This window comes from Arenibacter aquaticus (assembly GCF_003957295.1).
Taxonomy (GTDB): Bacteria; Bacteroidota; Bacteroidia; order Flavobacteriales; family Flavobacteriaceae; genus Arenibacter; species Arenibacter aquaticus.
Genome location: NZ_RQPJ01000002.1, coordinates 941020 through 967444 on the forward strand (window position 1 = coordinate 941020; position 26425 = coordinate 967444).

The 26425-nt window shown below is 39.6% G+C and carries 16 protein-coding genes and 1 pseudogene; 11 read left to right on the plus strand and 6 right to left on the minus strand.

All coding sequences use genetic code 11. The annotated features are described in order from the left end of the window. The 3 genes and pseudogenes from EHW67_RS20455 to EHW67_RS06665 all read right to left on the minus strand — a co-directional run. Nucleotides 1-4365: pseudogene (locus EHW67_RS20455) on the minus strand (DUF11 domain-containing protein); the annotation flags it as partial. 552 nt (nucleotides 4366-4917) lie between these two features. Next, a complete protein-coding gene (locus tag EHW67_RS06660) occupies nucleotides 4918-7002 on the minus strand; it encodes a PorP/SprF family type IX secretion system membrane protein (protein ID WP_126161570.1) in 2085 nt (694 codons plus the stop codon). Between the two features lie 6 nt (nucleotides 7003-7008). Continuing rightward, nucleotides 7009-9276 (minus strand): T9SS type B sorting domain-containing protein, encoded by a 2268-nt coding sequence (locus EHW67_RS06665; protein WP_126161571.1) that lies wholly within the window; start codon nucleotides 9274-9276, stop codon nucleotides 7009-7011. 250 nt (nucleotides 9277-9526) lie between these two features. Between EHW67_RS06665 and EHW67_RS06670 the strand changes: the two genes are divergently transcribed. From EHW67_RS06670 to EHW67_RS06685, 4 genes are all read left to right on the plus strand, one after another. Further along, nucleotides 9527-11212, plus strand: a complete 1686-nt coding sequence (locus EHW67_RS06670) for a glutamine--tRNA ligase/YqeY domain fusion protein (protein WP_126161572.1) — start codon at nucleotides 9527-9529, stop codon at nucleotides 11210-11212. Nucleotides 11213-11798: 586 nt separating this feature from the next. After that, nucleotides 11799-12128: a YtxH domain-containing protein gene (locus tag EHW67_RS06675; protein WP_126161573.1), complete on the plus strand. Its 330-nt coding sequence runs from the start codon at nucleotides 11799-11801 to the stop codon at nucleotides 12126-12128. 11 nt (nucleotides 12129-12139) lie between these two features. Beyond that, nucleotides 12140-12487, plus strand: a complete 348-nt coding sequence (locus tag EHW67_RS06680) for a phage holin family protein (RefSeq protein ID WP_126161574.1) — start codon at nucleotides 12140-12142, stop codon at nucleotides 12485-12487. A gap of 3 nt (nucleotides 12488-12490) precedes the next feature. Next, the gene (locus EHW67_RS06685; RefSeq protein ID WP_126161575.1) at nucleotides 12491-12706 is read left to right on the plus strand and encodes a DUF6327 family protein; all 216 of its coding nucleotides are present in this window, start codon (nucleotides 12491-12493) and stop codon (nucleotides 12704-12706) included. 95 nt (nucleotides 12707-12801) lie between these two features. Here the strand turns inward: EHW67_RS06685 and EHW67_RS06690 are convergent, their stop codons facing one another. Then, nucleotides 12802-13734 carry an SPFH domain-containing protein gene (locus EHW67_RS06690; protein ID WP_126161576.1) on the minus strand — a complete coding sequence of 311 codons (933 nt, stop codon included), beginning with the start codon at nucleotides 13732-13734 and terminating at the stop codon, nucleotides 12802-12804. Between the two features lie 117 nt (nucleotides 13735-13851). After that, nucleotides 13852-15369 carry a glutamate--tRNA ligase gene (gene gltX, locus EHW67_RS06695; protein ID WP_126161577.1) on the minus strand — a complete coding sequence of 506 codons (1518 nt, stop codon included), beginning with the start codon at nucleotides 15367-15369 and terminating at the stop codon, nucleotides 13852-13854. A 350-nt stretch (nucleotides 15370-15719) separates the two neighbouring features. Here gltX and EHW67_RS20350 point away from each other — a divergent pair, with 350 nt between their 5' ends. The 5 genes from EHW67_RS20350 to EHW67_RS06715 all read left to right on the plus strand — a co-directional run bounded on the left by EHW67_RS20350 (nucleotide 15720) and on the right by EHW67_RS06715 (nucleotide 23500). After that, nucleotides 15720-18959 carry a coiled-coil domain-containing protein gene (locus EHW67_RS20350; RefSeq protein ID WP_158285089.1) on the plus strand — a complete coding sequence of 1080 codons (3240 nt, stop codon included), beginning with the start codon at nucleotides 15720-15722 and terminating at the stop codon, nucleotides 18957-18959. After that, the gene (gene ybeY / locus EHW67_RS06700) at nucleotides 18952-19371 is read left to right on the plus strand and encodes an rRNA maturation RNase YbeY (protein ID WP_126161578.1); all 420 of its coding nucleotides are present in this window, start codon (nucleotides 18952-18954) and stop codon (nucleotides 19369-19371) included. Before EHW67_RS20350 ends, ybeY begins: the two co-directional genes overlap by 8 nt. A 5-nt stretch (nucleotides 19372-19376) precedes the next feature. Next, a complete protein-coding gene (gene mnmG / locus EHW67_RS06705; RefSeq protein ID WP_126161579.1) occupies nucleotides 19377-21245 on the plus strand; it encodes a tRNA uridine-5-carboxymethylaminomethyl(34) synthesis enzyme MnmG in 1869 nt (622 codons plus the stop codon). Between the two features lie 625 nt (nucleotides 21246-21870). Then, nucleotides 21871-22698, plus strand: a complete 828-nt coding sequence (locus EHW67_RS06710) for a class I SAM-dependent methyltransferase (protein ID WP_126161580.1) — start codon at nucleotides 21871-21873, stop codon at nucleotides 22696-22698. Nucleotides 22699-22993: 295 nt separating this feature from the next. Next, nucleotides 22994-23500 carry an OmpH family outer membrane protein gene (locus tag EHW67_RS06715; protein WP_126161581.1) on the plus strand — a complete coding sequence of 169 codons (507 nt, stop codon included), beginning with the start codon at nucleotides 22994-22996 and terminating at the stop codon, nucleotides 23498-23500. Between the two features lie 105 nt (nucleotides 23501-23605). On the opposite strand, the gene EHW67_RS06720 is transcribed toward EHW67_RS06715, so the two are convergent. Beyond that, complete coding sequence (locus tag EHW67_RS06720) at nucleotides 23606-24766, minus strand: iron-containing alcohol dehydrogenase (protein ID WP_126161582.1); 1161 nt, start codon at nucleotides 24764-24766, stop codon at nucleotides 23606-23608. A gap of 310 nt (nucleotides 24767-25076) precedes the next feature. Here EHW67_RS06720 and EHW67_RS06725 point away from each other — a divergent pair, with 310 nt between their 5' ends. After that, a complete protein-coding gene (locus EHW67_RS06725; protein ID WP_126161583.1) occupies nucleotides 25077-25781 on the plus strand; it encodes a TIGR04282 family arsenosugar biosynthesis glycosyltransferase in 705 nt (234 codons plus the stop codon). A gap of 196 nt (nucleotides 25782-25977) precedes the next feature. Next, a complete protein-coding gene (locus tag EHW67_RS06730) occupies nucleotides 25978-26313 on the plus strand; it encodes an arsenosugar biosynthesis-associated peroxidase-like protein (protein ID WP_126161584.1) in 336 nt (111 codons plus the stop codon). Nucleotides 26314-26425 lie beyond the last annotated feature (112 nt).

A 26425-nucleotide genomic window follows, 5' to 3' on the forward strand; every position in this document is an offset into this window, starting at 1 on the left:
CGTAGGGATTGCTGGTGTTGAGATATCAAAGGTATCGGTCACGGAACATCCACCTGCATCGGTCACTGTAATGGTATAGGTTCCCACTTTGGTGAGTCCGCCGAACACATTGCCGGACTGTGGACCCACTATATTGGCATCCGGTTCTGTAAGTTGATAGGAATATCCTCCCCAACCGTTTGTTGCCTCAATGGTCACCGAACCATCGGCGGCACAGGTCAAAGGGGTAAGGTCATAGGCAAGTGCCATGGCCGTAGCGGGCTCGCTTACCGTTACGGTAGCGGTATCGGTACAGTTGGTGGCATCGTCGGTCACTGTAATGGTATAGTCACCGGCTACCAGACCAGTTAGATTAATTGTGTTGGCAGACTGTCCTGTAATTGCCGTTGCACCGTTAACAGAATAGCTATAGGTAGTGCTAAAATCATTTATTTCATAGTCTAGGGCTCCATCTGCATTTCCTATACAAGTTACGTTGCTGATCAAGGTACCAATAACCTGAATTGGATCAACTGGAGTAATGGTGTAGGTTTCGTCATAAGAACAACCCTTACTATCTGTAACCCTAAAGGTGTAGGTGTCCGGATCTAGGTTGTTAAAGGTGGCTGTTTTTCCAGAAGCGGTGGTGGCGTTTATTGCCAATGGGGCAATGATTTCTATGTTTAAAGGGTCAATACCGTTTACCGCTGTAACCGTAACATTGGAGGTTTGGTCTGGACAATTGGGTGCCGTAGACGTAAAAGTTAGGTCGGTAGGCTCATCAAGAGGCGCTATTACAATGGTATTGGTTACAAAGGTACAAAGTGTAGCATCCCTAATGGTAATTTCGTAGCTTCCACTGTTTAGGTTGGAAAAAGTTTCCGATCCGGCACCGCTTACAAAATTTACACCATCTATGCTAAAGGAATAGGGTGCAGTACCCCCACTTATGTTTTGTACTTCTATAATACCATCTTGTAGGCAGCTATAGTCTTGTATTAGTACTGCATCACCAGAAATGCCGTCTGCTGGACCACCTATAGTGAAATCTTGGATAAAATCGCAACTTGCCCCTCCTTTGGATTGTGTAAGTGTTACTGTATAATTGCCTTGAGGCAGGCCAGTAAAAGTTCCTGAGGAATTAATTACGTCATCAGTTTCGGGATCTTCGTAGGTTAAGGTATACTCAACCTTATAGCCATTGGTATTTGTCATATTATAGACTATACTACCGTCTTGCGCTCCATAACAACTTTCATCGGCAACAGAGGTTGTAAATTCTACCGCTGGAACCAAATTTATGGTTACGGTATTGGAAAATGTATAACAGTTGTTTCTATCTACGACTACAAATGTATAATCCCCTGGGTCCAGTATATCAAATATTTGACTTGTTTGAAAATTGCCTGGTGGTATAGAGGTTACGTTCGGATAAGAGGTCACGGTATTACCACCTTCATCCACGTAAGACCAAATGGCGTAGGTATGAGGCGTTTTTCCGCCACTGGAATCCATAAGGATATTACCTTCCTTACAACTAATATGTTGGGAAATTCTTGCTGTTAAGTCCAAGTCGGCCTCACTTAGAACGGTAACCTTTTCCTCCTGGAAACAACCATCATCAGTGCGGACACGGATAATATAGTTACCAGCATTTAAATTTTCAAATGTGAAATTATTATCAGGTTGTGCTGTCTCGTTATCTAATAGGGTACCGTTGCCACCGTTGGTTCCATCATCAATTCTAATCTCATATTCGTAATTGGCCTCAACATTCATTGCTTGAATGTTTATGCTACCCAAGGTGCTACATGTAGCTGCAGTGGTTGTAATGTTGAGTTGAAAATCCCTATCCCTGATTCCAATTTCCGGGGTACTAAATTCACAAGAACCATCAATAGGTTGTCCTGTGATGGGATCCAATTGCATAATACCCACTCTATAGGCACCATTGGTGTTGATGGTAAAGTTAGGCCCGTTGTTGTCACTATAGGGAACTACTATGGTATTGTTGGCAATATCGTATAATTGGTAACCGTATCCTGCACCTAAATTGGTAATGGTAATGTTTCCAGGAGTGTTACAAATAATATCGTTGGAGTTGTATTGTACATCCAAATTGTTTTGGAATACATTGAAATAGAACCGACTAAAACATCCGTCCTGGTAATTAATTACCAATCGGAACTTACCGGCACTATTGGCGGTAAAGTTAGATCCTGTGGATACTTGATTCCAGGTACAGGTGGCGTTTTTATTCCCGCAATCATCACCGGAATCGGTACAGCTTCCTTCTACCAGCTGTTCCCATTCTATACTTAGGGCATCGGTAATATTGATATTTAAGGGTTGTGTATCGTTTACACCACAAAGGAATATTTTTGGTAAGGGACTGCCATCTATGGAACAATTTACAATTTCGCCCTGAATATCGTTGCTGGGGTCGGCATCGTTATTGCTGGTATTGAATAAATCTACTATAGGGTTGGTTTGGGTGGTCCCAAAACGTTCTACGGTGAGTATTTCTTTAAAGCCTTTACAAGGGTCAGCAACAATTTTATCTACAATATACGTACCAACGGTATTTACTAAGAAAGTACTTGGGTCATTATCCGGATCACCATCTGTAATTACAGTATCGGCAGAATCTAATTGTTGGTTTCCATTTTCATCCTTATACCATACATACTCGTCAAATCCATTTCCTGCATCCAGAAGTACTTCATCTCCACATAATTGCACGGTTCTGGCGAAGTTACAGTCGTCCAAATCGTCCAATAGAAAATTGGTAGCCCCTGGTGTTACAAAACCACAACTATCAAAGTCGGTTACACTGGGATCATCACTAATTTGGTTGCTGTTCAGTACCCCTTGATAGGTAGAATAGGCTAAATTTTGAATAAGATCTGAACAGGCATCAATAAAATCGAAGCAGTTTTCGGCTACCCTAACCCTCATACGAATGGTGGCTTCAGGATCATTTTCCTCCACCAAGGAGTTGGGAATACTAAACAATACCATTCTGCTAGGTTCATCATAGGTATAGGTGACACCGGCAGGTAGTGTAAAATTGGTTTCGTCCAAGGTAACGTTTATGGGCAATATGTCCTTGATGGTGTAGTTATTGGCATCGTCGTTACCCACGTTTTGAAAGGTAAGTACATAGTCCAAGGTCTGTCCAAGGTTAACGCCTTGTCCCGTAATATCGTTACCGGCAATATCCTCAACGGTTTTAACCAAGTTGATAATAGGTTCAATAATCTCAACGTCAAAGGAGGTAAAGAAAATGTCGTATTTGTCCTGTGAGGAGCTTGCCCTTAGTGTAGCCCCGGTCTCATTGTTGGGTATTACACCGTTTAAAGGGTTGGTTATATTAAAAAAGTCTACATCCCAACCAAGTGTATTTTCGGAGTTGGGATTTCTATCCGTTACAATGGCATCTGCCCTGGTAATATTACTATTAAAAAAATTGTTGGTAGGGTTTACAGTATTTCCCAATTGGGTGTAAGTTATATTACTGTTGGCCTTTATGGAGAGTCCGTCTCCGCCAATTTTGTTATCACCTTCCAATGTTCCTACCCCAAGTTGTGCAATCACTGGAAATGGTGCAGGTAATGTAGTAAACCCGTTTACCGGGATATCAACAGTTTCTCCTGACTTAATACCTGCGTAACCATCAAAGGTAGTAATGTATTTTCCAGGTAAATTTGGATCTTCATAAACTACTACCATTTTCCATCCCCCGGAAACACCCCCAGATATACTACTTCCAGAGCTGGCCATTATATTGGCAGCAAAGTATTCCCCATTAGGGTCTGCCATGGCAGTTATGATAGAGGTGATATCTTTATAACAGGCATATGGACTGTAGTACCCAAAGTCGGCATCGCCCTCTCCATCAAACAATATTTCATCAGCGGTTAGGTCTTGGTAAGAGCCCCCTGGGATCTTAAATTTCATCTGGTCAAAGCCTGTCCTGTTGTTTTCTTTAAATACGGCAGACCAATAGAGTCCGGCATATCGTACCTTGGCACATTCGGGATTTGGAACCGTTAAAATTGCGCTACTGGAACTAAAGGTATTGGAATCTCCGTCTATATCAATATACTGCATGTCCAGGTCATCGTTATAGGACGACGAACTGCCTGTTTCATTATAGGGATCATTAGGATCCTGGCCTGGGACCCAAACCCTATTCTTTTTTTTGCCCTTCCAATAGCCATCGGTTTTTCTATTCACAATATTGTTGGCAATAAAGGTAATATCGCCACGTAGTTCATTTTCATAACGAACTTCAAAATTGTTTTTTACCTGTGAATACGCACTGAAGAAGCCTAATAGCAATAGAGCTGTCAGTAGTAGTTTTTTGATGTGTTTTGACTCCATTAGGTAAAATAGTTTGGTATAGTTTTATCAGCGGTGTTCCTATTTCACCACTGACATGCTTTAAATATGTTGGTTTTTAGAAGCTCTAGGCCTTTAATGTTGATAACATTTTTGATAAGTTTCTAAAATCCTGACACTCAATAACAAATATTAACCTTAAAGCCGAATTGTGGAATTTAATGTTGTAGGCGAGTGTATTTCTGTTGTGAAAGGCTTTTATTGTATGGTGAGCTTTTTTTTTTGATAGCAACCACTGTGGGAATTAGAAATGAGAATTTTAAAACTAAAAGGTGTTTAAAATGTCCACCTATAAACCTTGATTACTAATTGTTTAGGAGCAGTAGTAGGAATTAAATTGGGAGTTGATAGACAGGTAGGTGGGCGAAGAGTTGGGGATAAGGGAAATCCAATTCCCGGTTTATTTTTTAAATAAATGGCAAATTATGAGAATAGTTCTATTATCCTTGTTCTATGAAATGGATTGGGATAGCAATAGGTGGGTAAGGGTTATGGAAGTCTGCAAGGTGTTAGGGGTGGCTAAAAAGATATTCTTTAGGTAATTTGGCCTGGAGTTACCCGCATGATCCACATCTTGTCGTTATAGGTATCGTTTATTTTAGAATAATAGGACACTAAGGCGTTGTTCCAAGATTCATGTTTCTTCAAATATACATACCGATAGTTATTTTCTGGGTTAATAAAATAACTTGCACTAAGGCCTTGGGCATTGAGTAGTTTTACAAACCTATTGGCATTGTTGGCATTGGCAAAAACATTGGCAATTATGTAGAAACCTGAATCCGTGCCCTTTATAGCATAGGTTTTAGCGTTGACGTCCTTGGCTGTTACATTGTCCCTGACCACAACATTTTTTTGAAGTTGGTCCAGTCCGTACTGGGTTGATTTCTCCTTTATTTTATTAACGTTTTGTACGTAGGCTTTATCGGCATCGGAATAGCGACTATTGTCCACGTTCATGATCCACATATCTTGTGTATATGTTCCTTTTACGTTGGATTTATGTGCAGCCAGCGCTTCTTGCCAGGAGTCATATCTTTCAAGATATACATATTTAAGTCCGTTTTTCGGATTTTCAAAGTAGTCTGCACGTACTCCTTTTTGGGTCAATCCCTGAATAAATTTATTAAGGTACTTTTCGCCTTTGTACACATTGGCCACCACATAGTATCCGTCTGTTACCCCATCTAGATTTCTAAATACCCTGCTTTTAATATTATTTTGTTTTGCCAACTTAGTAAACTCGTTTTCAGATTGATTCTGTTGAGTTTTCTCTGGATTTATTGTGGTTTCCGTCTTTTTGGTGGCAAGGGCATCCTTAGGTTGAGCAAAGGAATTTATAACGTTTGGTTTATTTTCTCGCTTAGGTTTGGTATTGGATACAAGGCCTCCGTTTTGGTTATTGACCAGATACATCTTTCTGGCTTTTTCTTCCACGTCTGGTCGATTGCCCTTGGTTTCTTCCCTAACCATTCTCATGACCATTTCGAACCTGCGTTCCAAATCGCGTTGACGATTTGTTTCAGCAGAATCTTGGCGGAACATTAATTCGGCCAATATTTCGTCGTTTTCGGCCAGGGCTTTTTTAAGCTTTTCTATCTCCAATTGTTGGGCAGTGATCACCTCTTCTGGTTCCTCTTCTTTGGCAGCCAGCTCTTCATAACCTTCCTCTAGCATTACCCTATCTTCTGTGAGTGTTGGGGTAATTGAATAAGCAAAGGATATTTCATGGGTTACTCCAAAATTGTCGAAGTTGTTAGATAAACCTTTTTCCATGGTGTAGCCTAGGGAAAGCCTACGGTTGATATTGAACCCAATTCCGGCCGATGCCCCATAAAAGCTATCATAGCCACCTTGTATCCATCCTAATCGGGGTAGGTCCAGGATAAGGCTGCCACCCAAAACTACTTCTTCATTTCCAATTTTACGTACCCGGGCCAAAGGCATTAAACGCCCTTGTTCCAACACGCCATCCGTATTTTTAAACTGATGGGTATATTGTAAATGACCTGAGAAGGTTTTGTCCATGAATGCCGTAATTGTTTCACTGGTCTTAAGGTTATAGTCGAATAGGTTTTCGGCAAAAATCCCAAAATCAAATTTACCATATGAAATATTAAATCCCGGTTGGAATGATAATAGATTGGAATCCTGTAATCCGTTTAAAGCTGGGTCATTGGGGTCTAAGGCATTGGCCCTATTCCTGTCAAAACCACTGTTGTAATAGGCAAGGTTGGCGCCAAAGGTGAAGTTGCTTTTATCACTTAATTTTATCCCGTAAGCATAGTTTGCCATTACGCCATAGTTGGAGATGAGTCCTTCCCGTTGGGTGTATAGGCTTAGCCCCAGACCGCTACGATCATTAACCCTACCACTGTAGCTTAAAAAATAATCTTGGTTATTGTCGTCAAAAGAAACCGATTGGTTTCTGTGTAACAAGTTAATATAGGATTTGTCTTCCCGTACCGTGGAAAAGGTAGGGTTTATGAGAAAACGGTTGAACTTTAAGAGGTTCTGTGAAGGAACGTCGTAGGATACAAACGGAGTCTCTTCCTGCGCCAAGGCGTTGGGCAGGCTAAATAAGCATAATAGTATATATAGATAAGCTTTTTTAAACATCTTGGGTTAACGTATTACGGTTATGGTTCCTTTTTTCAAGGTTTCATTGGCATTTTTTATGGTGTAGTAAAAGACCATATTCTGCTTTGGAAATGACATAGATGCCTCCGGCCAGTTGTTTTTGTATTGTTGTTGGTTGAGTACTTCTTCGCCTTTATCATTATATATAATAACTGTGATATCGGCATCTTTAGTATATGTATTGGGTATTATCCATTGGTCATTATACCCGTCCCCATTGGCGGTTATGACGTTTGGAATACCAAAGGTGTCCTGATATGAAGCTGTAAATGATTTGGATACCTCACAATTGTCAATAGTAGCAATGACCAAGTAATTGCCTTCCTGTGTAATGCTAACCGTGTCTGTATCACTTAACAAATTATTGTTTTGGTCATACCATTTATAGCTATTGGCTCCACTGGCAGATATTATTTTACTGCCGCCTTCCGGAAAGACTACTTCACTGTTTGCGGTACTAAGAGCTATTAGGGAGTTGTCCAATGGCGATATAGTTACTTCGTTGGATCTTAATGTACAGCCGTTCTTTTCAATGGTAAGCTGGTACGTACCTGGAGTATTTACCGGGAGGTTGTTACTTGTGATGTTGAGATCTGTTCCGTCCTTTAACCAGCTGAAATTTTCTCCTGTCAGATCTGTATCGGTAGAGATAGTAATGGTATCATCTGTATTACAGATCACAGTACTGGTTGCAGATATTGTCAAGGATTCATTGGTTAATAGTCTTACTGGCAGTTCGTTTGATGTTACGTTAAAACTGTCTAGACTGCCCAATAACCTGTAGGTTCCGTTCTCATTGGTATCGGTTAGGCTAATATTGTGGTTGTTGGTGGCAATGTTGGACCCATCACGTTGCCATTGATAGGTAAAGTTATTAATAAGATCAGAGGTAACCTCTGTCTTGCTACCATCGGAGAGCAGCGCATTAATTTTACTAACTTCCAGGACTATACTGGTATTATTACATTCGGTATATGCTGTACTATAGTCCACCTGTATTTCAAAGGAATCTGGGTGTACTACAGTGGTTTCTTCAGATTTTTTGGTGGCAGAGGTACAGGCACCGCCAGTGAGGGTAACCTCTGCATAATATACCCCTGTTTCATTGGCCTCAAGATTGGCATTGGTTTCCCCTGACAGGGCCGTATTGTCCTTATACCATTGGTAAGAAACCGCAGAAGCGTCCGATGAAACGGCAAGATTGGCCGTTGCTCCAGGTAGTATCACCATGTTGGCAGGATTGTCCCTATTAACGGTAAAAATGCCGGCATTGGTAAAACTAACGATATTGGAGGTTTCGGTACAGATACCGTCTCCCTGTATTTTAACGGAATAGTCACCTGGAAAAGTGGCATCATTGGTGTCTATGGCATAGGTATAGGCTCCTAGAGTGCTTGCTTGTATTATATTACCATCCTTGTACCATGTGTAGTATAGATCAGGATAGTTCATATTGGCTTCCAATGGGGGTACACTTTCGCCTGAGCATAGTTCTGTTTTGGGTGGAGTATTTAACGCCAAGCCTACACTGGATCCAATCTGTACCTCTATGGAAAGGGATTGGGTGTTGGCCGATCCGGAGCAGGTAGATCCGTAATCCAGCTCCACTACATAATAGCCGCTTTCTGTAACGGTTATGGAGGAACCACTACCGCCTGAAGTAAAAGGGGAAGTGTTGCGGTACCAATTATACCTATAGGTTTCTGGATTTTCTACGTTGTATACTTCCAAGGTAGTGCTTCCGCCGTCACAAAGTTGAATTTTTTGTGAAGGGGTGGAAGCGGTATCTCCTAATTCCCGAATAGCGAGGGTAGAATTAAAATCGATATAATACATTTCAAAGGCGTCCGATACCGGGCTTATTTTGGCCGGACTAGTACTTCTAACTCTAAAGCGATAGCCATCGCCTCGGGTATCGGTTGGTAGGGAAAATTTTATGTCGAAATCGAAGTTGGCGTTTTTATCGGATACCGTAGCCAATTCCTTGGGATTGCTAAAGGAGCCACTGGCGTCCGATAATTCCAGTATAAATTTATTATCACTGTTTACGCTGGGTAGCCAGGTAAAATTAATATAATATTCATTGAAGCTGGCAGAGCCGCATGCTGCCGTCCATACCGAATTACCGGCTAAATTTGGATTGTCGGCGGGTGTGGGTTTGTTTAATGTCTGTGCTAGTAGAGAAGAGGTACTACCCAACATCATAACTGTTAGAACCAATAGAAGTAGGTTTTTTGTTTTGTTCGTGTCCATGGTGTGTCGTAGTTTGGGGTTACTACCAGCTTTATTGTTAATAATTATAAGATAACTTATTTCAAAAATTGGCAATACACTGGGTTAGAATGTATGCAATCACAAATATGTTGTATTAAACCATGACAAAAAATTTTAAGTTGTAAGGGTATTTAAAACTGTTGTGAAACCCACTTTATTGTATGGTATATGGTTTTTATAGGCGGCTTTCCCTGCATTTTTGCTACATTTGCGCATCTAAAATGATAATATGAGTGACGCATCAAAATCGCTGAATTTTATAGAGCATATTGTAGAAGAGGATCTAGGTAAGGGCTTTCCAAAAGAAAAGCTGCGATTTAGGTTTCCGCCAGAACCCAATGGCTATTTACATATTGGTCACGCCAGTTCTATATGTCTAAATTTTGGTTTGGGAATAACCTATGAGGCACCGGTGAATCTGCGTTTTGATGATACCAATCCGGCCAAGGAGGAGCAGGAATATGTAGATGCCATAAAAGAGGATGTGAAATGGCTTGGATATGAGTGGGATACAGAGTGTTTTGCTTCAGATTATTTTCAGCAGTTGTATGATTGGGCAATTAAGCTGATAGAGGAAGGTAAAGCCTATGTGGATAGCCAGTCTTCAGAGGAAATTGCTTCCCAAAAAGGGACACCAACAGAAGCTGGTACTGCAAGCCCCTTCAGGGAACGGTCCGTGGAAGAGAATCTGCAGTTGTTCCAGAAGATGAAGAATGGCGAGTTTAAGGAGGGTGAGCATGTCTTAAGGGCCAAAGTAGATATGGCATCGTCCAATATGCTAATGCGCGACCCCATAATGTACCGTATTTTATACAGGGCCCATCACAGAACAAATACCGATTGGTGTATTTACCCTATGTATGATTGGACGCATGGGGAGAGCGATTATATAGAACAGGTTTCCCATTCCTTATGTACCTTGGAATTTGCCATGCACAGGGAATTGTATGATTGGTTTCTGGATCAAATTGTGGACAGCGATCGTGTAAGGCCCAAACAAAGGGAATTTGCCCGTAGAAATTTTAGTCATACTGTGGTGAGCAAACGAAAATTGCTACAATTGGTAGAACAAGGTTTTGTAAAAGGTTGGGACGATCCCAGAATGCCTACCATATCTGGCCTGAGACGTAGAGGCTACACACCGGAGTCTATTAGGAATTTTGCAGATACTATTGGTATTGCAAAAAGAGATAATGTGGTGGATGTTTCCTTATTGGAATTTCATGTGCGGGAGCACCTTAACAAAATTGCACCGAGGGTTATGGCTGTTCTAAACCCTTTAAAGTTGGTGATTACAAATTATCCTGAAGGGGAAGAGGAGTGGTTGGATGCTGAAAATAATCCGGAAGATGAGTCGGCTGGGTTTAGACAACTTCCTTTTTCCAAGGAATTGTATATAGAACAGGAAGATTTTAAGGAAGAGGCCAATAGGAAATTCTTTAGGTTAAAGTTGGGCGGTGAGGTAAGACTAAAGAACGGTTATATTATTAAGGCTGAATCGTGTACAAAAGATACCGATGGGAATATTGTGGAAGTACAATGTACCTATGATCCTAAAAGTAAGAGTGGTAGCGGTACCGAAGAGAGTTTAAGAAAGGTAAAAGGTACACTGCATTGGGTATCTGCGGGGCATGCGGTAGAGGCCGAGGTAAGGCTGTATGACCGACTCTTTACCGATGAAACACCGGACGCCCATAAAGACAAGGAATTTTTGGATTTTATTAATCCAGATTCGTTAAAGGTTATTACTGCCAAGGTAGAACCAGGATTGGCCAATGCCAAAGTAGGAGAGCGCTTCCAGTTTCAGCGAATAGGTTATTTTAATATTGATGAAGATAGTGGCCCGGAAAAATTGGTTTTTAACAGAACTGTTGGCTTAAGGGATACTTGGGCCAAAATTCAGGAAAAAAAGTAGTATTAGATAATTTTATAAAAGAACATATAATTATTGGTATTTTCTATTTATAACAGAGGCCACAGCTTTTATTTGCTGTGGCTTTTTTTTGGTTTATTATAATTCCTTTCCCTGTGGTTCATACGTGTTGGAAATGTTCTAATTTCCGGTTTTTTTTTAGAAATACAGGAAAAAATATCTATATAAAATAAGTTTATTAGAGTGTATATAACAATTGGTATTTTCTATTGTATATAGAGGCCATAGCTGTTATTTGCTGCTGTTTTGTTTTTGGTTAATATGATTCCTTTACTTTGTGTTAATTCCTGCCTTATTTGGCCTTATTTAAGGTTTGTATAAAAAACAGGCCAATTATTCGGGTTCGAGTCAAAAGTTTATTGGATAGTGGCATTTTCAAAGGTACTTACCCGCTAATTTTGGAACATAACCAATTATAGCAGATTAACCCTTGTTTCCATATTGGAAGGCGAGGGGTAGCTTAAGATTTTGGGATTATAATCCTAAAGTTCTTGTTCTTTTCTTGAGGGTGCACCTCGGTACAGTATAATTGGGATAAATATAAGTTTAACTTAAAACATATAAAATTATGACAAACGACAGTGGAAATACTTTATTGGCTCTTTTAGTAGGTGCTGCAATTGGAGCGGGAGTTGGAGTTCTTTATGCTCCGGACAAAGGAGTTAAGACGAGAAAGAAAATTAAGAAAAAGGCAGTGGAGGCCTCAGATGATATCTCCCATAGAATTACGCAGGCAACCGAAGAACTCACCAAAACGGCAGAGGCCAAAAAGGTAGATTTTGAACAGAAGTTGGAAGATACCATTTCCAATATGAGTTATAAGGCAGATGATATTATTTCCGCATTGGAAAAGAAACTGGTAGATCTTAAGAATAAGAATGCCCAACTTCAGAAATAAGTAACAATTAGATGGCCTTGGAAGAACTAAAGGAAAATCTTTCTGATATCGATAAGGATATGCGATCCTATTTAGAAAATACCGAGAAGTATTATAAACTTCACGTATTTAAAATATTGATGCGCAGTATATCTGGTATGGTAAAATTGCTTCTCATAGGAAGTATAGCGCTTTTGGCTCTATTCATATTGTCCTTTGGGATGGCATATGGTATGGGGCTGTGGTTGGAGAATACATTTCTCGGTTTTGTATCGGTTGGTATAATCTATGTGCTTTTGGGCTGGTTGTTGTACTTGTTCAGAGATAGATTGGACAGGCCTATTTTGAAGAAGTTTTCAGCATATTATTTTGATGATTAAATTATGAAAAAATCCGAATTTAGTTCTTTTAATGAAATTGATCAGGAATTGAAGATCTTGCGTTTACAACGACAGGTAGATAGTGAACAACTAAAACTTCACCTTAACGGACTCAAATCTAGTTTTTATCCTACTAATATTCTGGGAGGTTTTAAAGGGGTAGCCAAGAAGTTGTTGTTGTCCTTTGTGGCCAAAAAAATACTTAATAAATTGGGTTAAAAGCATTAAAATATAATCTTAAAAAAACCTTTTACTACTATGTGGATAGAGTAGTAAAAGGTTTTTTTGGTTCTCCGACCAGTGTGTAAGGGCATTTAACTGTTATCCTTCTTCTTCGGGGCCTGCTTTTTCATGGACTCCCCAATCATATTACTGGCCGTAAAGGAGGCAACCATATTATTTAGCATATCGCTTCCGGCCTGGGGAGAATTGGGCAATAGTATGAGATTGGTATTGGTCTCTTCCCCAATAGACTGTAAAGTATCATAATGTTGGGTAACCACTATTAAGGCAGAAGCTTCTTGGGAATTGATTCCCACCTTATTGAGTACCTCTACGGATTCTTCCAATCCACGGGCTATTTCCCTTCGTTGATCGGCGATTCCCTGACCCTGTAAACGCTTACTTTCTGCCTCGGCCTTTGCCTTTTCTACAATTAGGATACGGGCGGCATCCCCTTCAAACTGGGCCGCTATTTTTTCCCGTTCCGAAGCATTAATGCGGTTCATGGCTTCTTTTACCTGTGCATCTGGATCAATATCGGTCACCAGGGTCTTAATAATATCGTATCCGTAGTCTAACATGGCATCTTGCAGTTCGGTTTTAACCGCTATCGCAATATCATCCTTTTTTACAAAAACGTCGTCCAATTTCATTTTTGGAACCTCGGCACGCACTACGTCAAATACATAGGATGTAATTTGGTCATGTGGATATTCCAATTGGTAAAATGCCTCGTAGACCTTGTTTTTTAGAACAACGTACTGAACAGATATTTTAAGTTTTACAAAAACATCATCCAAGGTCTTGGTCTCAACAATTACGTCCAATTGTTGAATTTTTAATCCCATTCTTGCTACAATGCGGTCTACAAGTGGAATCTTCATCTGGAGACCCGAATTGCGAATACTTTGGAATTTTCCGAAGCGTTCAATGATAACTGCGGTTTGTTGCTTTACGGTAAAGAAGGAAGAAAATAGAATAATTAGGCCGAAAAATAGTATCGGTATTAATAAGAATGAACCCATGATTAGTTGTTTAAAGATTAGTTAATCAATGTACGAAAGACTTATGGGATACGTCTAATTTTTCCCAATTATGTTACAGTTTCCCCTTTGCATAGGTAACATATAAATAATATTATTTTAGCTATTTAATTGCTTTATAGCTGTTTTAATGCGTTCTACCGTGTCTTGCTTGCCTATAAGGGCCATAATGTCGAATAAATGCGGACCCTTCATATCTCCTACGATTATAAGTCTTAAGGGGGGCATAACCTTGCCGAAGGACAATCCCTTATCGGTTATCCATTGTTTTACAGTCTTTTCCAAAACTTCTGAAGTGTAGTCTTCCAAACCGTTAACCAGCTTTGCTACCTCTTCCATGATATTGGGGGTGTCTTCTTTCCATTGTTTTTTAACCGCCTTGGCATTATAAGAGCTTGGGGCCTCAAAAAAATAGTTCCCTAATTCCCATAGATCGTCCAGGAATACGGCCCGTTCCTTTATCAGGGATATGACCTTTTCGGCATAGGCGACCTCCTTTTTATCTTCTGGTAGCGTTATGTTTTTGGTTTTTAGTGACGCTATAAATTTATGGGCCAGTTCTGTATTGTCCTTTTCTTGCATATAATGCTGATTGTACCATTTGGTTTTATCAGGATCAAAGCGGGCTCCGGATTTGTTTACCCGTTCTATGCTAAAGTTTTCTACTAATTCGGAAAGGGAAAATATTTCCTGCTCTGTTCCCGGGTTCCAGCCTAGGAGCGCTAGAAAGTTGGTAACGGCTTCTGGGAAGTAACCGGCTTCGCGGTATCCTATAGAATCCTTCCAACTTAACGGAAATACGGGAAATCCCATTTTCTCACCATCCCTTTTACTTAGCTTTCCCTTGCCTACCGGTTTCATTATAAGTGGTAAATGTGCAAATTGGGGAGCTTCCCAACCTAGGGCATCGTATAGTTGTTTGTGTAAGGCTAGGGAAGGTAACCATTCTTCACCTCTTATTACATGGCTAATTTCCATGAGGTGGTCATCCACAATATTGGCTAAATGGTAGGTTGGCATGCCATCACTTTTAAACAGTACCTTATCGTCCAAGGTATTGGAATCTATTGTGATGTTTCCCCTGATCAAGTCTTTAAGTGGTATTTGAGTATCCTGTGGGGTTTTAAATCGCACAACATAATCCTCTCCCGATTGTATTTTTGTCAAGGTTTCCTCCTTGCTGAGGGATAAGGAATTAGCTAGTTTAAGTCGGTTGTGGTAGTTGTAAATAAAGGTTTTTCCTTTGGCCTCGTGGTCTTTTCTGTGAAAGTCCAATTGCTCGCTGCTATCAAAGGCATAATAGGCATGTCCGCTGTTAATAAGAGCTTCTGCGTATTGTTTATAAAGCTCTTTTCGTTCACTTTGCCTATATGGGCCGTATTTCTTTTCCTTGCCAGGGCCTTCGTCGTAAGGTATTTGGCACCAGTTAAGGGCGTCTATTATATATTGTTCGGCACCTTCAACATACCTTTTTTGATCGGTATCTTCTATTCTTAATATGAATTCACCCTGATGTTTTTTGGCGAATAAATAGTTGAATAGGGCAGTGCGTACACCACCTATATGTAAAGGCCCTGTTGGGCTGGGAGCAAATCTTACTCTTACTTTTCCAGTCATTTAAATTAGTTTTTGGGCAAAGATACACAAAGAGTTCTATTTGGATAAGGTACTATTGAGCCATAAAGGCTTAAGGCTTTTTTGTATCTTGGTTATAAATAAACAATGCTGTGGATAATTATAATAAGATTCTTGTTAAGCTTAATGCCTTTATGGCGAAATTTTATACGCATAGGCTAGTAAAGGGAGTTTTACTTTTTCTAGCTTTTGGAGTTCTATTTTTTTTACTGGTTTTGGGTATAGAATACTTTTTTTGGTTGAATTCCTCAGGTAGATTTATTTTATTCCTGGTTTTTTTGGGGGTTGAATTGTTTTTGGTTTGGAGTTATATTGTTGTACCAATAACCTTTTTGTTCAAATGGAAAAGTGGTCTGAGTAATAAAGAAGCCTCCGTACTTATTGGTAAACATTTTCCTGATGTGGATGACAAACTGTACAATTTGTTGGATTTGGCTGATAGTGCTGACAAATCAGAACTTCTTTTGGCCAGTATAGAGCAGCGTTCGTTGCAGTTGGCAAATATCCCTTTTGTGAATGCGATTGACTTTAAAGATAATTTAAAATATGCTAAATATGTTTTAATTCCCTTTCTTATTGTTGCACTGTTATGGGTCTCTGGTGAAATATCTTCTTTTTTTGGTTCCTATAAACGTGTGGTGAACTATAATATGGCCTATGAACCACCTGCTCCTTTTAGTTTTGAATTGCTAACTTCCAATTTATCGGTCTATGATGATGTGTCTTATACGCTTCAAGTGAGGACAAGTGGAAGGCTTAGGCCAGATGATGTCTTTATTGTCGTCAACAATAAAAAGTTCCTTATGGAGTACAAGGAGGGGTATTATGAATATGTTTTTAAACCACCCCATAATCATGGATCTTTTTATTTCATTGGGAATGATGTTAGGTCCAAGAATTATGTCTTAAATGTAATAGATACTCCTGTTTTACTTGATTTTGAGATGGAATTGGATTATCCGGAGTATACAAATTTACCCAAGGAGGTAATTAAAGGAACTGGTAATGCTACCGTACCGGAAGGCACCCAAGTTAACTGGAATATCAAAACACGGTATACGGATAGGGTGAATTTGCACCTGGGTGATAGTGTGGTTCAATTAAAGCGGGGGGAGAATGTTTTTAGTTTTTCAAAATCCGTTTTAAGTGATACGGATTATGAAGTTTCTACGTCTAATGAGGCTGTTAATAATTATGAAATATTGGAATATAGACTTAAGGTAATTAAGGATGCATTTCCAACAATAAGGGTAGAGGAAGTGTTGGATTCTTTGAATCCGAACCTTACTTATTATGTTGGTGAAGTATCTGACGACTATGGATTGTCTGCCATTAGCCTTGTTGTTTACTCTGAAGAAGATATGGAGGATAGGCAGGTATTGGAACTTTTAAAAGGAAAAGGTAATCTAGAGACATTTTATTATACGTTTCCTTCAGGTTTAAATTTGAATTCAGGTACTAACTATGAATATTACTTTGAGGTGGCCGACAATGATGGTATTAATGGTGGAAAGTTTAGTAAAAGTCAGGTATTTAGCACGCGTTTGTTAAACTCCCAGGAGTTGAACAATAAAAGGTTGGATGCTCAAAAGGCTGTTTTGGGTAATATGGCCAAGGGATTGAAAGAGTCTAAGGAACAACAGAATAGGCTCAGGGAATTGACCAAGGAACAAAAAGAGTCTAGTGGTCTAAATTTTAGTCAGCAAAATAAGATAAGGGAATTCTTAAGGAAGCAAGGTCAACAGGAAGAGTTGATGAAAAATTTTCGTTCACAACTTAAATCGAGTTTGGAAAAGGGCGAAGAGGATGAGAAATTGAATAGGCTTTTACAAGAACGACTTGAGCGGCAGGAATTGGAAGCTAAGAAAAACGAACAATTGCTTAAGGAATTAAATGAATTGGCAAAAAAGTTGGACAAGGAGGAATTGGCTAGGCGATTGGATGAATTGGGTAAAAGAAGTAAGAATTCCGATCGTAATTTGGAACAGTTGTTAGAGCTGACCAAAAGGTATTATGTGCAACAAAAAGCCAAGGAATTGGCGACTAAGTTGGAAAATATGGCGGGAGAACAGTTGTCCTTGATTTCAGAGGAATTTGAAAGGAAACGGGATAGTTTAAGGCAGGAGCAGAAGAAATTGAGTATAAAATATGACGATGTCGCCAAGGAGTTAAAAGAATGGAGAAAGGATAACAATAGCTTAAATAAACCAATTGGTATAAACGTTGATTCAAAAAAACTGGAAGATACTAAATCCGTATTGGAGGAGATTAATGAAGAATTGAGTAAGAAGAATGCCTCGGATAAAGGCGGTGAGCCGGCCAAAACATTAAACTCCAAACAACGGTTTGCTTCTAAAAAGTTGAAGGAAATGGCCGAAGGTTTAAAGGAATCGGCTTCGGGAGGAGGAGGTAATACCCAGGCTGAGGATGCGGAAATGTTGAGACAATTGTTGGATAACCTTATCACTTTTTCTTTTAAGCAGGAGATTTTGTATGATGCACTTGGACGTAGGGAGGATTTGGGAGTAGTACAGTCCGATGGTATTAAAAAACAACAAGAGTTATTGGAACTTTTTGGACATGTAGATGATAGTCTTTTCGCACTTTCCTTAAGGCAGGCTGAATTGTCCGAGTTTGTTAATGAACAAATTACTGAGGTATATTACAATATGGAAAAGGTTTTGGATAATTTGGCTGAAAATGAATTGTACCAAGCAGGTTCCTATCAGAAGTATGTTTTAACGGCTGCCAATAGTTTGGCTGACTTCTTGGCGGAGGTTTTGGACAATATGCAACAGGATATGAGTGCAGGTTCCGGTAAGGGGAAGGGTGAGGGTTTTCAATTGCCTGATATTATTGCCGGTCAGCAAGAGCTGAAAAATAAGATGGGTAAGATGGGGAGTAAGGGGAGTGATGCTAATAAGGGCGAGCATGGTAATGAGGGACAGCAGGGTGAAAAAGGTAAGGAAGGTGATAGTGGCCAAGATGGTAAGAGTGGTAAAGATGGAGAAGGTGGTAAAGATGGTGAAAGTGGTCAAGATGGTGAAAGTGGTAGTGATGGGGAAGGTGGTAGAGAGGGTAGTGGTAATGGGAATAACGGTGAGGCTAATACTGGTTTGGGAGATAAGCAGGGTGGTTCTGGTCCAAGTGAGGAGGAGTTAAGGGAAATCTATGAGATTTATAAGGAACAACAAGCTATAAAGGAGCACTTGGAAGAGCAGCTAAAGAATATGCTTAATAATTCGGATCGTAAGTTAGGGGAAAAGCTGGTTAAACAGATGGAGGATTTTCAAAATGAGTTGTTGAGAAGTGGTGTCACGGAACATACTGTGAATAGGGTTAATACAATTAATAGGGAATTGCTAAAACTGGAGAATGCGGCTATGAAGCAAGGGGAGAAGAAGGAACGTGAGAGTAATCAGGCAAAAGATGTTTTTCTTAACCCTATACTTACTAAGCCCTCTCTTTTAGAGAATTATCGTAATGAGCAGGAGATTTTAAATAGACAAGCCTTACCTTTGCAGCAAAATTTTCAAATTAAGGTTAAAGAGTATTTTAAAGTAAATGATTGATTTTCATTTTGAATGTGATTTTGAATTAAAGGAATTCAACTACTATGCCGATTGGATTGGTAGGATAATTGTTTCTGAAGGGGATGTTTTGGGTAAGCTCGATTATATTTTTTGTGATGACGAGTATCTGTTGGGTATTAATCGGCAGTATTTAAATCATGATACCTATACAGATATTATCACCTTTCCTTATGAGGAAGTGGGTGGTATTTCTGGGGATATTTTTATATCTATTGACAGGGTTCGGGAGAATGCCAAGGAGTATAGGGTTGATTTTGAAACAGAGTTAAAGCGGGTGATGGCACATGGGGTGTTGCACTTGTTGGGCTATGGAGACAAGAGTGAAGAAGAGGCTGTTTTAATGAGGTCTAAGGAAAACGAAAAAATTAAATTGTTCCACGTGGAACATTAGAAGATATGTTTGAAAAGGAATATGATGTTATAGTAGTAGGTGCTGGTCATGCTGGTGCTGAAGCGGCCGCTGCTGCCGCCAATTTGGGTTCAAGGACATTGTTGGTTACTATGAACCTTCAAACCATTGGACAAATGTCCTGTAATCCCGCAATGGGAGGAATTGCTAAGGGGCAAATTGTTCGGGAAATTGATGCATTGGGGGGGTATAGCGGTGTTGTGAGTGACAAAAGTGCCATTCAATTTAAAATGCTGAATAAGAGTAAGGGGCCGGCTATGTGGAGCCCCAGGACCCAAAACGACAGGATGAGGTTTGCAGAGGAATGGCGTATGGCTTTAGAGGATACCCCTAATGTAGATTTTTATCAGGAGATGGTGTCCGGATTATTGGTTGAGAAGGGAAGGGCTGTAGGGGTTAAAACCTCGTTGGGCTTGGAAATTCGTTCTAAATCCGTAGTGCTTACCAATGGGACTTTTTTAAATGGTCTCATTCATATTGGCGATAAACAATTTGGAGGGGGTAGGGCCGGTGAGAAGGCCGCTACGGGTATAACGGAGCAGCTGTTACAATTAGGTTTTGAAAGTGGTAGAATGAAGACGGGAACACCGCCAAGGGTAGACGGCCGTTCATTGGATTATTCACTGATGATACCCCAGCCAGGGGATGAGGTTCCTGAGAAATTTTCTTATACAGACACTAAGCCACTTAGTGTACAACGGGATTGTTATATGACCCATACCAGTGCCTTGGTACACGATCTGTTAAAGGAGGGTTTTGATCGCTCCCCTATGTTCAATGGAAGGATTAAGAGTTTGGGACCAAGATATTGTCCGTCAATAGAGGATAAGATAAATAGGTTTGCAGATAAGGATAGTCACCAGTTGTTTGTGGAGCCGGAAGGTTGGAACACGGTGGAAGTTTATGTAAACGGTTTCTCTACCTCCTTGCCAGAGGATGTACAATTCAAAGCACTTAGGTCTGTAAAAGGTTTTGAAAATGTGAAGTTTTTTAGACCTGGATATGCTATAGAATACGATTATTTTCCCCCTACACAATTAAAGCATACCCTGGAGACTAAATTGATAAACAACTTGTATTTTGCCGGACAGATTAATGGAACTACCGGATATGAAGAAGCGGCTTCCCAGGGTTTAATGGCGGGTATCAATGCTCACTTAAAAATTAATGGTAAGGACGATTTTATTCTTAAAAGGGATGAGGCTTATATTGGGGTGCTTATTGATGATCTTATTACAAAAGGTACCGAAGAGCCATATAGAATGTTTACTTCCCGGGCAGAATACAGAACGCTGCTTAGGCAGGATAATGCAGATCTTAGATTAACACCCAAGAGTTTTGAGATAGGTTTGGCTACTGAGGATCGTTTAAAAAAGATGGAGGAAAAGGCCTTAAAGTCCAATGCTTTTGTACAGTTTTTTAGAGATACTAGTTTTAAGCCAGAAGATATAAATACAATTCTGGAAGAGCTAGATTCTTCAAAAGTAAAGCAACCTGGTAAGATGTTTAAGGTGTTTTCCAGACCTAGGGTGACCATGGATCATATGTTGAAATTGGAAGAGGTTTCTTCCTATGTTACGGAAAATAATTTGGATAGAGAGGTCTTGGAGCAGGCCGAGATTCAGGTTAAATATTCTGGATATATTGCCAAGGAGAAGAACAATGCAGATAAGTTACAGCGTTTGGAGAATATAAAAATCCCGGATAATTTTGATTATAGTAAGCTTAAGTCCTTGTCATATGAGGCGCGTGAAAAGCTAAAATCAATACGTCCTGTTACTATTTCACAGGCTTCCAGGATTAGCGGAGTTTCACCTAGTGATATTAGTGTGCTGCTGGTTTATATGGGTAGATAGTTTGTTTTGTGGTTATATGTTCCACGTGGAACATTGCGCAGAAATGAAGAGTATTTCTGACCACTGCTAGGGTAGAAAAGTTTTAATATGAAGAGGTGTTTGTCAATTGGATTTGGCAGACACCTTTTTTTTGTGTGTCAATTCCGGGATTGGGGATAAGGTGCTTTTTTGCGGATGGTTGCTGTGGTTGACTTGATTAATTGGTGGGGTCATGCGATAGTTTTTAAAGGCTGGGTTGGTGCTGGATTTAAGGTGTTGTATTGCAATTTCTCATTGGTGTATAGGGGGTGCTAAAATGATTCATATGGTATTAGTAGAGTGTGATTGGTGATTTTGTTTGGAGGTGTTATATAAATTTTTGTTCCATGTTTTAGTGTGAGGTATATTTTTGCGGTGGTTTATATTTGAGCTATGGATGGGTAAAATTATGGCCTTAAGTGTAGATCTTCTTAGAGGGGAGGTTTCTTTAAAACCGATGGCGTTTTTTGTGGGTGAGTTTTAAAATATGTTTTGCTCTGTTCCTGGTAATGCACAAAATTATCTTGCTGATATTCCCTTTTGGAAATTGTGCTTTTAACCTATATTCGCAACTGTAAATAGCCAAGATTTAGTTTGGACCATTATTATGAAGTTGTATCTGAAAAGTAAGGATTTTACCCTTAGTGGGGAAACGTTTCAATTATTGTACGATTCAAAAAGGGATATGTTGATTACAGATCCACAACCTAAGGATCTGTCCAAATATTATGAAAGTGATGAGTATATTTCCCATACCGATTCTGCGGTGTCTTTGTTGGATAAGGTTTATCAATTTGTAAAACAATTAAACCTAAGGAGTAAGTTGTCTTTAATAAATTCTAATTCCTGCGGAGATAAATCCTTGTTGGATATTGGTGCAGGCACGGGGGATTTTTTGGCATTTTCAAAAACCAAGGGTTGGAAGGTAGTAGGAGTGGAGCCAAATAAACGCGCACAAAATAAAGCTGCAGAAAAAGGGGTCGATTTAAAAGATAATTTAAAAGCGCTTCCGGAGCAACATTTTGATGTTATTACGCTTTGGCATGTATTGGAACACCTTCCCGATTTGGATAAACAGATAGCGGAAATGGTTTCGCTTTTAAAGGATAATGGAACCCTTATAGTGGCGGTACCCAATTATAAATCTTTTGACGCCGGCTTTTATAAAAACTTTTGGGCCGCCTTTGATGTTCCTAGACACCTTTGGCATTTTTCAAGAAAATCTATTCCTATAGTTTTTGACAAGCATGGCATGAAAGTGGTAAAAACAAAACCAATGATTTTTGATGCCTTTTATGTTTCCTTGCTATCCGAAAAATACAGGACTGGTAAACAACATTTTTTTAGGGCATTTTGTGTTGGACTCTATTCTAATATAAAGGCTCTGTGGTCCAAAGAGTATTCTTCTGTTATTTATATACTTAAAAGAGCTTAAAACGCTATTTTAGCTTATTTAACGGCGTTTTGAAGGTGTGCTGGAGCTGTGCTATGTCTTTTGTGAAAACAGCCGTAGAGTCGCCTTAATTAAGGCTTGTTTATATAGGTATGATTTATTGATATTTTATTTATGATAGATTTTGGTTATAGGTATTTTTTGTGGGGTTTTTTAAAGGTTTAACCTAGTATATGGGTCTGGTGCTACTTATAAGGGTTTGGAGGGTTTAAGGGTGATTTTCCTTTAATTGTGAAAAAGCTTTTCTATTTTTGCGCAAATCTAAATCAAAGAGAAAATGAAAAAATTAGTTTTGGCAGTGGTTTGTATGATGGCCATATCATGCCAACAGGAAAAAATAGCTTTTGTTGACAATGTTAAGTTGATGGACGCCTACCAAGAAAAAGTGGACGTGGAAGCTAAGTTTAAATCAAAATCGGACGCTTTTGGTAAAAAGAGGGATAGTATCTCCCAGGCATTTCAATTGGAGGCTCAAGCTTTCCAAGCCAAGGCGCAAAAAATGTCTCAGTCCAAAGCGCAGGAAGAATACGGACAGTTACAACAACGTAGCCAGATTATTGGTCAGCAGTTGCAACAGGAAGAGCAGCAAATGCAAATGGAGGGACAGACAGAAATGGACAGTTTGGTGAACAAGGTAAAAGAAGAGATCAAGGCCTATGGGGAAGCTAATGGTTATTCGTTTATTTTAACTGGCGGTGATGGTGGTAGTGTTCTTTATGGAAAGGATGCCCATGATGTAACTGATGCTATCGTGAAGATATTAAACGATAAGTATAAAAAATAGTTCTAATTGTTCCCAATTATGGGAAATACTAAAAACCCTTCGGATATTAATTCGAAGGGTTTTTTTTATGGGTTGTTGCAAATGCTAAGCCGGTAATAATCTAATTTAATAGGCCATCTCTACTATTTTCTCAACATCGGTAGGGGTTAGGTTTTTATTTTCACCCAAGCCTGTCCAACCTCGCTCTGTAAAGCGTTTCATAATTGTTTGGGCTGTTCGCTCATAGTTGTCGGTATATTGTGACAGTTTTGTATTTATGCCCAAGCCTTGGAAAAATTCTTCAGTTTTTACAATACTTTCTTGGGCTTTTGCTGCTGTAGTGCCCTCAGTGATGTTCCATACACGTTCTGCGTATTGGGCCAATTTGTCTTTTTTGCTTTCAAAATTATGACGGTAATGACTCGGAGCAATTATGGCCAAGGTTCTGGCATGGTCTATTCCGTGCAGGGCCGTCAATTCGTGGCCAATGGCATGTACTGCCCAGTCCGTTGGAACGCCTAATGGTAATATGCCGTTAAGTGCCATGGTACAGCTCCACATAAAATTGGAAGCCGCAGTATAATCCGATGGATCTTGCATCACCGCAGGTGCAATTTCTATTAGGGTCTGTAAAACACTTTCGGCCATTCTATCCTGAAGGGAAGCACCAACAGGGTAAGTAATATATTGTTCCAAGACATGGTTAAAGGCATCTGTAATACCATTGGCCAATTGCCTTGGCGGAATGGACCGGATCACCTGGGGGTCCAAAATAGAAAATTTTGGAAATAATGCGGGTCCGCCCATGGCCAGTTTTTCTTTTGTCTCGGCCCTGGTAATTACCGCTCCCGAGTTCATTTCCGATCCCGTTGCGGGCAATGTTAGCACGGTTCCAAAGGGAAGGGCATTTGTGCTAGCGATCTTTTGCGTTAGTAAATCCCAAGGAGTTTCCCCTTTATAAAATGCTGCGGCAGATAAAAATTTGGTTCCGTCAATTACAGAACCTCCTCCCACCGCCAACAAAAAGCTAATCTTCTGGGATTTAATAATCTCTAAGGCCTGCATAAGTATGGAGTATTCCGGGTTGGCCCGAATGCCGCCAAATTCTATAACCTCAAAAGGTTTGAGGGCTTCTTGTACCTGCTCATAGATTCCATTCTTCTTAATGCTTCCCCCTCCATAGAGGAGTAGTACTTTTGCATTGGATGGTATCTCCTCAGCCAAATTTTCCAATTGCCCCTTACCGAATAAGATCTTTGTGGGGTTTTGATATTTAAAATTTTTCATTCTGTTATTTTAGAGTTGTACTTCAGAAATATTCTAATAGTGCAAAGGTCTATAAAAAAGAATGAATGTTCATTTTTTAGTTGTGGTTTAACATATCTCTAGGATTTTACATCCCTTACAGCCTTAAAAATGGTTTTAAATGGCCTTAATTTTCCAATTTAATCTTAAGGACCTTAACATAATTAGCTCAGCTATTCGTTTTTTTCATTAAAATTAGTGATATTGAAACACTCAATTTTGTAATGTTGATCCATAGTTCACGACCAAATTAGAACTGGAATTTTATCCGTTTTAGTGAAATATTTTAGTAATGCTTAAACCTTCAAAACATAATGGTACTGCGATATTGTTGTTCGCCAATTCTCCCCAGGAAGAATTGAACAATAAATCCATTCCCAATGGTAATGTTTTGTTTAGTGGGTTAACCAAGCACACCTTGTCCGTGGTTAGGCAGACAGAAATCCCTTATTTTCATTTAACGGAAGCAGAGCAGGAGGGAAACAATTTTGGGGAACGTTTTGTCAACGCCATTCACCATATTTTTAACAAAGGATTTGATCGGGTTATAACCGTTGGCAATGATACGCCACAACTTAGGCCGGCCGATATTCTCAAAGCTGATAGGGAATTGGATCGGAATAATTGTATCCTAGGTCCGTCCAAGGACGGCGGCTTTTACCTTTTGGGGTTGCATAAAAGACATTTTAATGCCCCTCGATTTTTGGCCTTACCATGGCAAACTAGCAGTTTATTAAGAAGTATAACAGCCCTCTTTCAAGGGTTAAATATACGGGTAGTCAAACAACGGGTTCTGTTGGACCTGGATAATATGGTGGATTTAAATAGCATAATGGCCAGCTGTACAATTTGGTCTTATAAGCTAAGGAAATTACTTCTATCATTTTTAACAACTGTACAGGCAACTTTATCATTAGCGGTTGTATTTTTTAATCGCTATTTCCAACATTATTATTTTAATAAGGGGTCTCCCATAAATACCACTTGTTTGTCCTAAACAGGTAGATACTTTTTACTTTAATTTTTATTGTTTTTCCCTAGTGTTCCTACAGTCAGGCCCAATTTTAATACAGGGCTGTAAAAGGCATTTACATGGATTTGGAATTAATCAGGGATGTTAAAACATTTATTTTTTATCACGGAAACCGTTTTAACCAAGGTTTCCACAACTAACTATTACAAATAATACAACTATGGCAGATTCTTATTACGACCCGGCAGATTTACGGAAATTTGGAAATATAACCGAATGGAGCGAGGAGTTGGGAACAAAATTTTTTGACTACTACGGAAAAGTCTTTGAGGAAGGGGCGTTGAGTGCTCGGGAGAAATCTTTGATTGCCCTGGCTGTGGCCCACGTGGTTAAATGTCCCTATTGTATTGATGCCTATACCAAAGACGGTTTACAAAGGGGCATTACCAAGGAAGAAATGATGGAAGCCGTACATGCTGGTGCAGCCATTGAAAGTGGCGCTACCTTGGTACATGGGGTTCAGATGATGAAAAAGTACAACAAATTGTCCATGTAAGGCAACTTATTGCTTATGACCTTTAGGCCTAGGATAGGAATAATATAATTGTTTTGGGTTGTTATACCCTACACTGGAAAATCTTCCTGAGGCCAGATACTAACTATTGATT